Origin of the sequence: Motiliproteus sp. MSK22-1 (assembly GCF_001968815.1) — a bacterium.
GTDB lineage: Bacteria > Pseudomonadota > Gammaproteobacteria > Pseudomonadales > Balneatricaceae > Motiliproteus.
The window spans coordinates 237,438-253,351 of sequence record NZ_MIEQ01000046.1 but is presented as its reverse complement, the minus strand read 5'-3'; the positions used below and the strand labels follow the sequence as shown (position 1 = coordinate 253,351).

7 protein-coding genes are annotated in these 15,914 nt (G+C 45.1%); all 7 read left to right on the top strand.

What is annotated here, in order from left to right; genetic code table 11:
* The first annotated feature begins 563 nt into the window (after positions 1-563).
* The 7 genes from BGP75_RS14485 (at position 564) to BGP75_RS14455 (ending at position 15,887) form a co-directional block, all read left to right on the top strand.
* Positions 564-5,912, top strand: coding sequence for a calcium-binding protein (locus tag BGP75_RS14485; protein ID WP_076719528.1), 5,349 nt, complete (start codon positions 564-566; stop codon positions 5,910-5,912).
* Positions 5,913-6,153: 241 nt separating this feature from the next.
* A complete protein-coding gene (locus BGP75_RS14480) occupies positions 6,154-6,732 on the top strand; it encodes a PEP-CTERM sorting domain-containing protein (protein ID WP_076719527.1) in 579 nt (192 codons plus the stop codon).
* Positions 6,733-7,204: 472 nt separating this feature from the next.
* Positions 7,205-9,166 carry a type II secretion system secretin GspD gene (gene gspD / locus BGP75_RS14475; protein WP_076719526.1) on the top strand — a complete coding sequence of 654 codons (1,962 nt, stop codon included), beginning with the start codon at positions 7,205-7,207 and terminating at the stop codon, positions 9,164-9,166.
* A 512-nt stretch (positions 9,167-9,678) separates the two neighbouring features.
* On the top strand, positions 9,679-10,824 hold the full coding sequence (locus BGP75_RS14470) for an efflux RND transporter periplasmic adaptor subunit (RefSeq protein WP_076719525.1): 1,146 nt from the start codon (positions 9,679-9,681) through the stop codon (positions 10,822-10,824).
* Positions 10,817-13,924, top strand: coding sequence for an efflux RND transporter permease subunit (locus tag BGP75_RS14465; protein WP_076719524.1), 3,108 nt, complete (start codon positions 10,817-10,819; stop codon positions 13,922-13,924). The genes BGP75_RS14470 and BGP75_RS14465 overlap by 8 nt, the downstream gene beginning before the upstream one ends.
* Entirely contained in the window at positions 13,921-14,598 is a 678-nt protein-coding gene (locus BGP75_RS14460) for a response regulator transcription factor (RefSeq protein ID WP_076719523.1), read from the top strand. The genes BGP75_RS14465 and BGP75_RS14460 overlap by 4 nt, the downstream gene beginning before the upstream one ends.
* Positions 14,599-14,618: 20 nt before the next feature.
* Positions 14,619-15,887 (top strand): HAMP domain-containing sensor histidine kinase, encoded by a 1,269-nt coding sequence (locus BGP75_RS14455; protein ID WP_143821070.1) that lies wholly within the window; start codon positions 14,619-14,621, stop codon positions 15,885-15,887.
* Positions 15,888-15,914 lie beyond the last annotated feature (27 nt).

The following is a 15,914-nucleotide window of genomic DNA, read 5'->3' as shown; positions in this document are numbered from 1 at the left end:
AAGCTACGATCTTAACCACATGTTGGCGCAACTTGTGGTAATAATGACGTTCTTGGTAATTTACATGGTCATGAAATCTGCCCAATATAATTCTAATTTTTGAACTCATGGTTGTATAAAAATAAAGATTATCGGATGTTAAAATATTTTATACTTTACAAAAACAAAAACAAAAACAAAAACAAAAACAAAAACAAAAACACAATTATTTTTAACAATACAAGAATAATTATGAAATTATTTTAAATGAAAATGTTGTAATAACTTCTATTTATTAGCAGATGTTTATGTGTTGGGTTTATTAATCCTATAGAAAATTTCACAGTATCAGTGGAAATTACTCTGAATGATAGTCTTGGATTACTAAATGAATATATGATTCTTGAATGCATAGGTTAGAGGCGTTTTTAGGAGTGTAATTCACGAATCCACAACCATTAGTTAGGTGAGATAACCTTTCTTTACGTTATGCCATATTGATAAATATAACTACATATTTTGTAACCTCAGCTTAAGAGTAAAGATTTTATAAAAATAATTGAAACATTCTCGGAGTATTAATTATGCCTAATGAAGTAACAGATGAGCAGTTTATCTCCTCAATCAGTAATGATTTATTAAGTGGTAATGACCTGCGTGCGATGGTGCGCGGTTATGTATTGAACAACGCTGTCTCATTTAAGGATTTTGCTGATGAGAATGAGCCAGAATTCAAATCTGGCCCGGATTATAAGGGGTTTACATTTGGTACAGGTGCTACTTATTCGCTTTCTAATTCCTTTAAAAATTTTTTTAGTGAAGTAAAACTGCCTGGGCGGGCAGGCAGAGCGGTGGGTGGATACAAACTTTATTCGTTCACAGCTTTACCGACGGTCGCGGGAGGCTTCTTGTCGGATGCACAGCAAACCTGGAATGATCCAGAAGCAACTGACCTCGACAAAAAATTTGCGGGTGTTAATTTTGCAACAGGTATTCTGCTGGGTGCAAAGTTTGGATTAAAGACTGCTCCTTATGTTCTTCCGGGGCATTCAGATCACAATAAGCTGATACGTAATGCGGCGCATACAGTGACCGATCTAGCGGATATGATGGAGAACAAATATTTCATCAAGACCGATCAGCTTGTAAGACTCCAAGAACATATTGATGGGGTGGTTTTGCGCAAGCCTATACAGTTCACGGTTGAACAGGATACAGCATTTGAGGAGTTGAAATCGGCCTATAACGACTATAAGGCCAAACAGGAAGCCTATAACAGACGTCGTAATACCATTAATACTGCATTATCGGAAATTGACCAGGCAGCAAATAGTGATATTTTCGACAGCTTTACTCAGGGGAATAACAGGAGTGATATAGATGCACCAACGGAAAGACTACAAAGTGCACTTAAGGGCACTGCCCCTAGCTCCATCGAAGAGCCAGATAGCTTTAAGAAACTGCAAAGTGATGTAGTCAATGCCGGTGATGCCCTGAACGAGAAGTTTAACAGCTATACACAAAAAACTGAGCAATATAAGGACTATGCTAACTACCGCAAAATCTGGACGGGATCTGGCGCTCACCAAGAACCGATGAAATTGCAAAACTTTCAGCTTTTCGACCTTGATGGGCTTGATCTGCGCAATCCGAAACTGGATGTGGACTTTGATATCAACTCCCTTTCCATCAAGAAACCAGGTGTTACCGGAAAAACATATGCGATTGGAGATGGATTGGTCGGACTACTCGCCAATGCTGGATGGGGTACTGTCGCCGCCTATGATTTACACAAAACCCTTAATAATGATAATGCCACTAATAGTGAAAAAGTTGTTTCTGGACTGGTTCTTTCATCGGCCGTTCTAGCGACGACGGCATCGGTACTAGACATCGTCAGCGTGGTTGCTAAGTCAACTAAGCTGGTGAAGGGAGTGGGGGTAGCTGGACTGGTGGTTGATGCGGTGAGCGAACTCGTTTTAGGGGCTGCAAAGGTATACGCGACTTTTTCGGATCCCAATGCAACAGATTTGCAAAAGGGATTAGCGATCGCCAATCTTGTGACCCCAGGTTTTGACTTGTTAGCCATTGAAAAAGCGATTTCCTATAAAAATCTTTTGGATAGTGGAGAATTGTCGGAAGCGGATACATTTGTCTATGAAGGGCTTTATAAAGAGGCTGTTTTGAATTCGATTCCGCTTGTCAATGCATTTTCCTTTCTTTGGACGGATTCCGTCTATAAACATGCTGCCCGTCGGCTGATTGAAACATATGGTGATGGCACAAACATAGATGACGACGCTTTTATTGCTTTCTTAGATAATGCTCTGTCAGGGATCATCGAAACCTATTTTGAGGACAATTTTATCCAGCTAAAGGATACCCTTTTGGATTGGAATACCCGTAATGGAGCCCAGCAATTGCTCTACATGGGGTATGGTGCTAGCTACGAGAGTCTATCGGCAGAAGCTCGTCAAATCTATGACCGGGTTATACCTCAGGCACTTCGAGAGCAAGTCCAAAAAATTTCTACGCTTGCTATTGGTATCGGTGATGAAAGTCTAGGCGATTCTGAACTGATCACCCGAGATTTTGGTGAGGAAAACACCGGCCAATTTTTTGATGGCAAGGGATTTTACAAACATAGAAAAATTGAATGGAATCTTGGTCAGCAAAATAGTCAGCCGATCACGATCGATACTAATGTAGCAATTATTAATGTACATAAGAATTTCTCTGGCAACAGTGTTTTTGAGGACCACTGGGATACTAACAATACTGTCTTCTATGAGAGTTCCGGCGACCGAGATCTTGGTTATACCAAGGAAATTAGAGAGGTAGAGGAAACACGTTACAGAATAACGTATGAACCCAACAACACTATAACAGGGATATCTAATAAAAAAGTGGTCGAGGAGTATACAGTTAAGGTCCGACGTGTTTTCAATACGGGCGTGGCCGGGGATGCTCTCGATCATTTGAAGATTGGTGGGGGCATGGATACCGTGATAGTTGACCGGGTTGATGAAATTCTTAGAGTGACATCGAACGACTGGACCGATTTTGTAAACATAGGATTAGAATCTGCTGAGGGGACGCCAGACACTAATGAAATGTTGGTGGCAACGCAGCTAGCGATACCATCGATACCATCGATCGACTGGACCAACTTTGTAAATGTAGCATCTGCAGAGGGGACACCTGACACTGATTTTCTTTTTGCTAATGAGGTATCGGTGGCAACCCTGCGATTACAGGCGGATTCAGATGCCAACACTCACCGCTATGACCTACACTGGCAACGACTTGGAGAGGGACCTCATCTCAATCGAGCTGAATTGGAAAATGTTGAAGCTGTTGGTCTGAATGGATTTGAGGAAGAACAGACTACCGTTTTCTTCCGGGATGATTCAGAGAGCTTTAATGTTTACCTGAATGGATACCAGGAGGCTATGGAGTTCATTATAAGTGATGATGATATTAGCAATGTGGGGCGTTATCGACGAGGCGGCGTGACCAGCGGTGACCAAGCAGACAAATTTGCTGTGGATTTGGCGTCAATCACTGACGTTAACATCGATAGCGGCGGTGGAAATGACAATCTTAGTGCTGTGGTAGGTGCTTCACAGTTGCTGAAGGTAAAAGGCGGAGAAGGTTTTGACAGTTTGTCTGTGACTTCTTCAGATGGACAGGGACGGCGGGTCTATATAGGGGATAAGGGCGCCCAGCTGAGTTTAAGCCAACGTAACAGTACTGGGGGAGTCTTTGTGGATGGGGTGGAAACCCTGTCCGGCACAAAGAGTGCGGATCATCTGGTGCATGTGACAGGTGAAGTCAATCTCGATGGTGGTGAAGGTGCGGATGTCTATGAAATAATCCTGCAACAGGGGGCGGACTTGGTGTCTCTGGATGACAGTGATCCTGAAGGGGGCAATCATCTTGTTCTTAATGCGGATTCCTTGGAAAAATTGGGTTTATCATCGAAAGTCACCTACGAGGGTGGTGAATGGAAAAAGTATCATTCGTTTTCCTATGATCAGCAGGCCCGTGTAAACTTTCAAAAGGCTGATTTTGAACATTTCACCCTTCTGTCCGGTAATGTAAGCATCGAACTTAATAGCATCGATTCGCTAGTTGGTTATTGGGGCTCATTGACGGTAGAGAATTCCCCACAGAATTTGGAATACTATGATTTGTATGAGGGGAGTAGCGGCAACGACCTATTTATGGTTCAAAATCCGTCTCAGGATGTTTTACTCCGGTCTGAAGGAGGGCAAGACCGAGCCGTATTGTTAGATGGTTTTAATGCAGACAAGATTGATATTTCGGGGACTGGTTTGCTGCAGGAGCAAGGTAGGAATCTCGTCGTAGAAAACGGAACAATACGGAATTACATCTTTGCTGAGGATGGCTTGAGTGTCACTCTGTCAGAGTTTGACCGATTTCTCCGGGCTAATTTGTCTGTCAACGATACCCTGAATGGTAATGACGGACGAGATTTTATTGCAGCTGGTGGAACAGGTTCTATTACTACGGGACTAGGGGCAGATATGGTCTATTTGTCAACCAGTTCAGCTTCGACAACTGTCCTGACTGACATGTCTTCTGTTGATCGCCTTGTGCTATCCCAACGCTTTGATGCTGACAAATTGGCATTTAGGCAGATTGAAAATGATCTGGTGATTCATGCGACAACGGATGAAGGAGAGACGAAAGAGGTTATCATTCGTAACGGGTTACTTACGATACTCCCAGAAATTTATGTGGGTACACTAAGAGTGGAGGAAAGTGCCGTAATAAGTGCATTGAATCTTTATAAAGCTGCAATGCTCTCGGGCTTCGACGATGCATTGGCGCCAATCCCAAAACAGTTGTCTGCGCCAGGTTCTAGCTATACCCATGGTTCAGGAAAGAACGATTTCATCTACACGTATAACAGCAACGATGAGATTTGGGGATATGAAGGAGTGGATACAATTTATGGTAATGGTGGCAACGACATTATAAATGGTGGTAGCGGGTTAGATGTCCTGGATGGCGGATCAGGTACCGACATTGCGAGCTATGCAGGGTCATCCTATGCAATCAAGTTTGACCTTAATGGCAGTCAGAATGAATATTATCGTTATGGTGGCCAATGGCTTACAGGCGATTCCGTGACCAATTTTGAAGGTGTTATTGGAACCGATTACGCCGATATCATTATCGGCAATGACGAAGACAATATTCTCAGCGGTGGTAAGGGAGTCGATACTATATCGGGTGGTCAGGGGAATGACATCATTCACGGAGGTCTGGGATTAGATGTATTGGACGGTGGATCAGACATCGACATTGCCAGTTATGATGGCGCATCCTATGCAATCAAGTTTGACCTTAATGGTGGTCAGAACGAATATTATCGTTATGGTGGCCAATGGCTTACAGGCGATTCCGTGACCAATTTTGAAGGTGTCATTGGAACCGATTACGCAGACATCATCATCGGCAATAGCGAGGCGAATATTCTGCAGGGCAATGGCGGGAGTGATGACTTGCAGGGAGGTGCTGGAAATGATGAATACCGTTACCGAGACGGTGATGGAATTGACACGATCAGCGATAGTGATGGTGACAATGACAAGCTGATATTGGTGGCTGAAGAAAACTCGACTCTCGGTCGGAACCAAATTGCTTTCAAGATGCTGGACGATGACTTAATGGTTTCCATGCATGGGAATAATGCTGTACGTATTAATAACTGGAATGATAAGGGCCGCATTGAGGACATTGAATTGGACGCTGGCAATGGCAACCGTTACCAATTGTCAGGTGAAAATATTCCGCTACTGATTCAAGCGATGGCAGCGTTCGATAGTGCTCCGTCCGTATCGACTCGGGATAATGCCATCAACAGCTATCAGCAATATTGGCAAGTGTTAACAGCAGCATAATTATCGCAATAACCAACAGTTTCCAGATTTTGAAAACTCATAGGCGCTAAATGCTAAGAGTGCGTATAAGTGGTCATATTATATGAAAATAAATTCAGATAATATGACCACTGTGCTGACTTAGGATTAAAAACACAGAGTAATTTTTAGTTATTTAAAATGAATTTTTAGATAGCTCTATCTTGGTGTTTTTTGATTTTAGTGTTTGTTTGAAATAAATCTAACACATGTAGAGATAAATATGATTGGGTATGCATCAAAACTCTTGGCTGTTTTTGCAGCGATAATTAGCCTCCATTCCAATGCAAAACCTGTTTTTTTTACGTATACCAGTGAAATATCCAACGTTTATGGGTTAGAGGGAATCACTTCAAATGAAGATACAATAACTGTTCAAGTTGTTGCTGATAACGGAGGATCAAGTTTAGTTTCACAGACTTGGAGTGAGTTAGATATATTATCTGTGAGACTGGTAGCTGGAAAGTATAAAGCAAGCTTTGAAGATAGCTGGTTTACTTCGCGTTACTCGGATGGAATTGCTTTCGAAACAGACGATATGAGTGATCTTGTTTCAGTCAATTGGCATGGCACATGGCGTTCGGATACAAGCACTGATAATTTTGGTACAGGCATTCTCCTAAGTAATAATGTTGAAGTTAGAGCAAGTAATGGAAGCAGCGTTTTAGGGAGTGGGCCGGGATTCGATACAATATCTGCATGGTCAGATCCTGTTCTAGATTATTCAGTTGTACCGGAGCCAACTTCCATGTTTCTTGTAAGTTTAGGTTTGGTTAGTCTCTGTTGTTTTCGACGAAAATAGTGCTCTATATTATTGATATAGAATAAAAATATGAATGTAGTATTGAGCTGAATCATTTTTCATAGTTAATCATGAATGCGTGATTCAGCTAATGCAAAAAAACATAAGGTATTATTTTTATAGGTTAATTTCTAATTCCATGGCCGCTAATGAATTACTCATCAAATTATCTACAGATTTTTTTGTGCAGATCCGTCGGGGATTTGTTGGATAAATCTGAGCCTGATTTGATATCGCTTACACCAAAAAACAGCGTTACCCGCAAAAAAATTTAGCCCCTGTAGCTAAAGATTTTGTTTCAGTTGAAATATCTAAAACAAAGAAAAACAATACGGAAGAGTATTTTTTTTAGATTTAAAAATTAAAACAACACTTGTTACTCAATCCATATGAGTCCTATTACTTCAAATTAATCATTACATTTATAGCTTGATACTCAGGAATTAAATTTAAAGGTAGTAGCAGAGTTTTTATGACATCAAAATCTATACGGTCTGTCTTGTTTTTCTGTGCGTTCTTCGTGCCTCTTCTCAGCGAAGCTGAACATTTTACATTGGATATAAGAGATACGGATATTCGTGAGTTTATAACTACGGTGGGTAAGCTGAGTGGAAAAACTATTATTGTTGATCAACGGGTTAAGGGACGGGTAAGTCTACAAAGTCCAAAACCAGTCAGTGCTGAAGAATTTTATGAAATCTTCCTGGTGCAACTGGGTGTCAGCGGTTATTCAGTCGTAGATCTTGGTAACAATATTCTTAAAGTAATACCTAAGCAAGCGGCTATGCTCGAAGGGATTGGGGTTGAAGGAGCAGAGAATCCTATTCCTTCGGCTAGCGAAGAAATTATTACTCGGGTCGTGCAAGTTACTAATGTTGAAGTGAATCAGTTGGTTTCAATTCTTCGGCCGTTGGTTGATAACAAGAGCGGTGTTATTGCTTCATACACCGCTTCGAATGTAATCCTCATTACCGATAAGAGATCAAACGTGCGTCGGTTGCTGGAGATTATAGCCAGGGTTGATAAGGCTGACACTGATTCTATGGAAGTGATAAAGCTGAATCATGCCTCTGCAAAAGAGATGAGCCGAATTCTTACTTCGTTGATTCGAGAGCAAGTGAAAGGGCAGCAGCTGACCAGAGCGGTACCGGTTATTACCGCAGATGAAAGGACCAATAGCTTATTGATACGAGGAGATAGTCAAAGCAAGGCTTACCTCAAAAAGATCGTTCAGCGACTGGACAATGAAGTGAAAACAGCCACGAACACTAAAGTGATCTATTTGAAGTATGCAAAAGCAGAAGAACTAGCTACTTTGCTTGAAAGTGTTAGTGATTCAATGATTAAAACCGAACAGTCGCAGAGTGTTGATCAAAGCCCTGTCACTAAGCGACTTAATGTTCATATTATGGCCCATGAACAGACAAATGCCATCGTTCTATCGGGTAGCTCTGAAATTATCAATGAAATGGATACTGTGATAAAACAATTAGATATCCGTCGTGCTCAAGTTCTAGTTGAAGCGATTATCGTTGAAATTACTGAAAACAAAACAAAAGAAGTGGGTGTTCAGTGGCTGTTTCGAGGAGACCCAAATAGTAGCGGAGTCATAGGCGGTGCTGCCAACTTTAAAAATCTTGGCAATAGCTTGTTGGGTGTTGTGGGTGCTGCTGATGGAGGAGATTCAATACCGGGCGCGTTTACCGGGAGCCGCGGTATTAGTCTGGGGTTGGGGCGGGTTTCCAGTGGTGGTTTGAGTTTTGCTGCATTGATTAAGGCATTTACGCGAGATTCTGATACCAATGTCCTGTCCACTCCTGTATTGATGACCATGGATAACGAACAAGCATCCATTCATGTGGGTCAGAATGTTCCCATTCTGACTGGGTCTACTGCTGGTGCAAACAATGGTAATCCCTTTCAAACGGTCGAGCGTAAGGACATTGGTATTAAGCTGGATGTTGAGCCACAGATCAATGAAGGGAGTATGGTCCAGTTGAAAATTAAGCAGGAAGTCTCATCACTTGAAAACGAGTCAGCTTCAGACATCATCTTAAAAAAGCGTGTAATTGATACCACAGTGATGATAGAAAATGGTGCAACTATTGTACTGGGTGGCCTAGTGGATGACGATGTCCAGCAAAAGAGTGACAAAGTGCCTTTATTAGGAGATTTGCCTGGTATTCGTCGCGTCTTTAAATCTGACCGTACAAAAAGAAATCGTAAAAATCTAATGGTGTTTATCCGACCAACTATTATCCGAGACTCTGAAACTATGGTTGAGATCAGCAGTCGCAAGTATTTATATATGAAAGCTCAGCAAATGTTGCAGGAGAACGGGAGCATTAATCTATTTCCAGAGGGAAGTAAACCTACGACCCTTCCTGAGTGGACAGGTATGGGGCCTGCTAGTCCCCACTTATTTGGGCGATAAGAACAGTGAGCATAGCGACGTTGAAAGAAAGGCATACCACAAATCTACCGTCGTAGCCCAGATAGTGCCAGCAATTATGGGTGCCCGTGAGGGGCGCTCAAAAAGATCGGGTTAGTCCTTGTGCGTGCCCAGTGCCACAACAGGTTGAAACCCTGAACGGACAAGGGGGCGATTATGGTTATACCATCGCCGTTTTTAACGATTTGTCAGGTTACAGGAGAAAAGAATATGGTTTCAACAAGGTTGCTGGCATTGATCTCTGCTGCGTGAAAAAAGTTATCGCCTTGCTATCTCCGTAATAATCCTGGCAGCACTCGCACCGGCCTTTCATTGTAGATATTTTTTGGCGTCAAAGTTTATTTTGGCCAAGGGATAGTTTCTATTTAGAAGCACTTTCTTATAAGCATTTTCGTTCGAATCCAGTCGATCTCTCCGTCAGTTCTTAACACTGTGTTAATACCATTTGATTTAGTCTGCCTGTCGAGCGGTTGCTATTTCTAACGGTGGGGCATGTGAGACAAAAAGTCATTGTACGTATTTTAAGCCTGGTGATTACTGGTGGAGTGTTGCTATTGACGATGGCCTGGTACTTTGAGGAGCCATCTACCGCGAACAGAGTTGCACCGGTACCACGCCCGTTGCCTGAGGTGGAGGTTTATCAATTAGAAACGCAAGCCGCTATTCGTAAACTGGTGATACACGGAGAAGTCCGGGCAAAATGGGAAACGACGCTCGTTTCAAGAGTCGAGGGGGCGGTGACCTTTATCTCCGATAAGTTAAAGGATGGAGGTGCCGTAATACGTGGCGAAGTGTTGTTACGTATTGATCCAGAGCTTTATGATCAACGCCTCACCGATGCCCAAGCCCAGGTTGCGGCAACTGAGTTGGCCCTTATTCAAGCAAAAAGCGAGGCCAAGGCGGCAGAAAGGGGTTGGCAATTGTCAGGAAATAGCAAGCAACCCAGCAACGATTTAGTCTTGAAAAAACCAGTGGTGGCGAACGCGAACGCCGCGTTAAAAGCGGCCCAGGCTCGATTGGAATCAGCGAAACTGGCATTGTCACGCACAGTAATCAGTGCACCCTATGACGCAATTATCGTCAAGCGTAATGTGAGTTTGGGTGGTTCGGTGCAGCCGGGACAGGAACTGCTGACCTTTTTTAGCCGCCATGCGCGGACCCTTTCATTACTTCTGAGTGAAACACAATGGCGAATATTGCCGGATGATATGAGTCGGGCCTTGGTCACCGTCAGTGACCCTTACAGCAAGCAGCAGTGGCAGATAAAGGAGGTGCGTCAGGCTGGCTATATTGATCGACAAAGTCGGCTGCGCACAATCCATCTTGAATTTGAAGGCCCGGATCCCGGTCAATTTGTAACAGCAGAGATCCAAGGGACGGTTGTCAAAAATAGTCTGAAGATTCCGGCAACCGCCTATGACCCCTCCGGAGCGGTATGGTTTGTTGATAAACAGGGAAAACTGGATTTATGGCGCCCTGAACTGGTGAGCAGTGAGGGCGATACCCTGGTGGTGACTGCTCCTCGGGCCGGGCAGCATCAAATTATCCGATTTGCGTACGGGGGATTGAAAGAGGGTCAACAAGTGCAGTCCCTGTTTACCTCTGGATTGGCTTATGTGCCTGGGAATGAACATGATTAATTGGTTTATTCGTAACCCGGTGGCACCAAATTTGATGATGCTATTTATTTTGGTAGCTGGCGTATTAAGCCTGAGCACGATGCGATCGGAGGCATTACCCAAGCTTCCGGCAAACAGCATCGGTATAACAACGCTCTATATCGGTCACAACGCGGAACAGGTAGACGAAGGGCTGTCCTATAAAATTGAACGCGCCTTAGAAGGGGTCGAAGGTATAAAAAACCTTCACTCCCGCTCGGAAGACGGGCTAAGTTACGTTCGGGTTGTCCGCAAGGATGGCTTCAATCTCGACAAGTTGGCGCTTGCAGTACGTCAGCGGATTGATGCCATAGAAGACTGGCCCACACAGGCCGAGCGGGCGGTAATTGAGCAGGAAGTGTTCAGTTATCCATCGCTAATCGTACAGATATCCGGTGGCAAGAGTACGGAAACCAGACAGCGTATACTGCGTGAAGTTAAGCGCGCGCTATTGAATCAGCCTGGAATCAGCAAACTCAAGATCTGGGGTGAAAAGTCCTACCGAATTGCCCTTGAAACGGATCCTTATCAACTCCAATCTTTAGGCTTAACACTTACTGATATCGCTGACGCCGTCAATCATAGTCTGGTTACCAGTAAGGCCGGGATATTAAAGACCGCCACGGGTCAATTGACCCTTATCGCCGATATTCAGGTCTATCACGCCAGGGAATTGGCGGATATCGTCATAAAAAGGCTTGAGGGAGGAGGCTTGGTTCGGTTGTCGGATATCGTAACACTCACCGACAATTTTGAAGAACATGACCACAGGGTACTGTTTAATGGCCAGCCTGCAATAGGGATAGAGATTCTGGCCAGTGCAAGAAGCGACCTCAAGCAGATGAGCGAGCAGGCTAACAAAGTGATAGCCACTCTGACACCCACTTTACCTGAAGGTGTAGATATCAGGATCTGGTCGGATCTGAGTATCTATATTGATGACAGGCTGGATTTGCTTAAGAACAATGCTCTTCAGGGCATGGTGTTGGTTTTCCTGTTACTTGCATTGTTTTTGGATCTGCGATTGGCCCTCTGGGTAGCCGCAGGACTACCCGTGGCGATAGCGGGGACGCTGTTTTTTATGGGGCCTTCGTTTCTTGACTATACCTTCAATGAAATTACCACTTTCGGCTTCATTCTGGTGCTGGGAATTCTTGTCGACGATGCGGTTGTCGTGGGGGAAAGTGTATACCACAGTCGAACCCAGTCAGGTGGAACTGCTCTGGTGGCGACATCCAGAGGTGTCTACCGGGTAGTTATCCCGACGGTTTTCGGTATCGCGACGACCATCGCGGCTTTTTTCCCTTTGACTCAACTCAGCAATGAATCAGGCAAATTATTCGCCAGCTTTTCCTGGGTGGTGATAACGGCCTTGATTATGTCTCTGGTAGAATCAAAATTGATCCTGCCTGCACACCTGGCACACACCAAAATCGGAAAGCCTGGGGTAATACAGCGGGGTGTGAATCGAGCGCTGGATTGCTTTTCCGAGAGTGTTTATTTACCGTTGTTAGCTTGGTCATTGCGTCATCGCTATTCGGTGTTGTTGCTGTTTGTCAGCCTATTGGTTGCCAGTGTTGCGATGGTGGAGAAAGGGTTGGTGCGAAGCGTATTCTTTCCAGAGGTGCCGGGAAATTTGATTTCCATTGAAGTCAACCACCACGCCAATACACCCTTAACGTTGATACGTCAGAATGCAGCCCAACTTGCTGCAGCGGCTGATGCCATCAATAACGCTTATGTTAGTGGTCGCCAAAATGATAGCACTCTAGTTCTCAGCTCTGCAGTTCTTGACCCGCTAATTGCTAATGTACTGACCGTGATGCTCGAAGACAAAATTCTGATTTTTGCAGAGTTATCGCGGTCAGTAGCTGATGGACCATCAATAACTCAGGTGTTGAACGATTGGCGTGAAAAAGCAGGATCGCTTCAGGGGAGCTGGAACCTCAGCTTCAATGCCACTGAGTCTGCGGCACCTTCTGTTGCAAAAATTTCTCTGAGCCATGACAGTTTGCGCATATTGGCAGAAGCACGGGATAAACTAGTCTCCGACGTCCAGGCCCAGCCCGATGTATTGGAGGTACGGGATAATCTGCGAACTGAAATTCCACAGCTTCGTTTTCGGATACGTGATGAAGCTCTGCAATGGGGGCTGACACAGGCAGATCTTGCTCGTCAATTGTCCGCCAAGTTTGGGGGAATTGAAATAAAGCGCCTTCAGCGGGGGGCGGATGAAGTCAAAGTAAAGCTCCGTTTCCCTCGAATACTCAGGGATTCCGTTGCTGATCTTAACGATATTATGATTCGGGATGCTCAGGGTAAAGCTTATCCACTAAGTGCAGTCGCTATCATGGAAATGAGTTATCAGCGTGGAGAAATTATCCGCAAAAACGGACGTCCCAATGCTGCTGTTTCTATTAAGGTAGATAAAACCCAGCGTTCACCTGAGGCTGTGATCGGTGTTTTGCGCAACACAACCTTCCAAACACTTCAGGCTGACTATCCTGGATTGACGATTTCAGAAGCCGGGGAGCTTGAGCAAAGCCGTGATGCTAAACAGGGGCTGGTTAAGGCGCTGCTGTTATCCTTGCTTGCTATCTATGCGCTACTGGCAATACCGCTCAAAAGCTATTTTCAGCCGGTGGTTATCATGGCTGTCATCCCCTTCGGGTTTGTCGGGGCGGTCATCGGGCATGCCTGGTTGGATTTGCCCATCAGCTTATTATCCATGCTCGGAATGATGGCTTTGTCTGGTGTTGTGGTCAACGACAGTCTCGTATTGATCGCACACTACAATCAGAGTAATAAAAGCAATATCCATAGGGCACTACTGGACAGCGGGCGGCAACGTTTACGGGCGATATTCCTTACTACGATCACCACCTATGCGGGCCTGATGCCGCTAATGTCTGAAACATCGGAGCAGGCCCAATATCTGATACCCGCTGCGGTTTCCCTGGCATACGGCGAGCTGTTTGCTACGGCAATAACGCTGGTTCTAGTTCCCGTCTTGTTGGCGATTGGTGCCGATTTTTCAACTTTGTGGCAACACAAAACAACAGCCGAGACAACCTCTCAATGAAAGTGCTTATTATCGAAGATGACATTCAGCTGGCCGGTGCTCTGGCAGACTATCTGGAGCTGAACGGTGCCGAGTGCGACTTTGCCTATAACGGTGAAAGCGGTCTCGCGCTGGCACAACAACCGGGAATAGACGTAATTATTCTTGATGTAAACATGCCAAAAATGAATGGTTATGAGGTCTGTCAACGCCTCCGTGAGGCGAAGATGATTACACCGGTTTTGATGATGACGGCATTCGATGCTACCGATGACCAACTGGAAGGGTTTCGAAGCGGTGTCGATGATTTCGTCGTAAAGCCTTGTTCTATGCCCGTTGTCTGGGTTCGACTGCAAGCCTTGGTCAGACGTTCCCAGTCTGCCCGGAGTACCGACAGAAGTATTAGTGTCGGGGCCTTGGAACTGGATTTAGATCGTCAAGTGGCTAAAAGAAACGGGCAGGCTCTGAAGCTCACGCCTATAGGTTGGCGAATTCTGCTTTATCTTTCCCAACAAAGCCCCCGAGTGGTTCCTCGCCGTGAGCTGGAACTCTCGATCTGGGATGATGATATTGAACCGGGGAACCTTAACGTGCAGCTCAGCAAACTGCGTCAGGCACTTGATAAGCCATTTGATACACCAATGCTGCGCACCCGTGTTTCAGCGGGACTGCAGCTTGTTGCACCTGAATCATGATTATCCGGGGCAAAAAGAGAATGCAAAAAATAGCAGTGTCACTTAATCGAAACCTGATCTCTAAGCTATTGATTTTGGGTTTCTGCCTGGTCATCGGAATGGTGGCAATCAGTAGCTATCAATACACTTACGGCATTAACAGTGTGATTGAGATTGCTGGCAGACTAGAGGCTCGAACTGCGGCACGGCAGCTCGAACAACTCCCTCTGACAGAAACCTCGGCAATATCAACGTCACAGGTCTATCGAAGCTGGCAACAATTGCCCGCCTCAATTAGAAATGCAGCGGCCAAAACAAGTGATGCTGTTCCACCCGAGCAATATACGGAAGGATTTTACGCTGAGAGTCAGCAGCTCTGGTATTTCTCGGTACTCCCTCACAGCCTCAACAGTGGCAAGACCCTTTATCTGCTCAATCGGTACCCGGCGGAAGAGATCGAACTGCTGATAACTGAGTATATTTCGTTAGTCATCAATCAAAGCCTCATCGCTATTGCGGTGTTTTTGGTGTTGTTGTTTGCGCTCTCTAGCTTGTGGCTGCGACAGTTAAGCCAGCCCTTTGTGGAGTTGAACCGGTGGGCGGAAAAGCTGGGAACGGCAGAGGCTACGCCTCGAGAGCAATATCGCTATTCTGAACTTAATCAATTGGCATCCCTGTTTGAAAACGCGGTGGATCGGTTGGGGGCCTACAATGAAAGGGAGCGGCTGTTTTTGCGTCATGCCAGTCACGAATTACGGACCCCTCTGGCCATACTGCAGGCAAGTCTGGACACCCTGGACCTGCGGTATCCCGAGGCTCGGCCACTTGAGCGTGCCCGCTATGCCTGCGACAGCATGCAACTGACCAGTACCACGCTGCTATGGCTGGCTAGAGAATCGACTGATCCTTTAACGAAATCTGACATTGATCTTAAAGCATTGTGTGATGGGGTGGTGGAGGACCTGGCTTATCTGGGTACCAGCAAGGATCTTACCGTTAGCGTGGATGGGAGAGGAAGGATCAAACAGCATCAGCCCTTGGTGCAACTGGTCGTGGCTAATCTTATTCGTAACGCTTTTCAGTATTCCGCGCCAGGTAAAATACAGCTACTGATCACGGCTAACTCCGTGTTGGTCCACAACCCGACCGAGTTCAGTGATTCACCCCCTGTCGGATTTGGGCTGGGGCTCGAGTTGGTTCACCGCATCTGTAGTCGCCAGCAATGGACATTTGACTATCAGGATGAAGGCTCATCGGTTCTAGCCACCGTTTCATTTCAGACGGTGAAATCACAATCAGAAAGCACATAGAAATATGTTGCTCTAATTTGGCACGAA

Excerpts from the sequence above, each read along its gene's own strand:
- BGP75_RS14480 (WP_076719527.1), top strand. The coding sequence starts at position 6,154 with ATGATTGGGTATGCATCAAAACTCTTGGCTGTTTTTGCAGCGATAATT.
- gspD (WP_076719526.1), top strand. The coding sequence starts at position 7,205 with ATGACATCAAAATCTATACGGTCTGTCTTGTTTTTCTGTGCGTTCTTC.
- BGP75_RS14460 (WP_076719523.1), top strand. The coding sequence starts at position 13,921 with ATGAAAGTGCTTATTATCGAAGATGACATTCAGCTGGCCGGTGCTCTG.
- BGP75_RS14465 (WP_076719524.1), top strand. The coding sequence starts at position 10,817 with ATGATTAATTGGTTTATTCGTAACCCGGTGGCACCAAATTTGATGATG.
- BGP75_RS14485 (WP_076719528.1), top strand. The coding sequence starts at position 564 with ATGCCTAATGAAGTAACAGATGAGCAGTTTATCTCCTCAATCAGTAAT.
- BGP75_RS14455 (WP_143821070.1), top strand. The coding sequence starts at position 14,619 with ATGCAAAAAATAGCAGTGTCACTTAATCGAAACCTGATCTCTAAGCTA.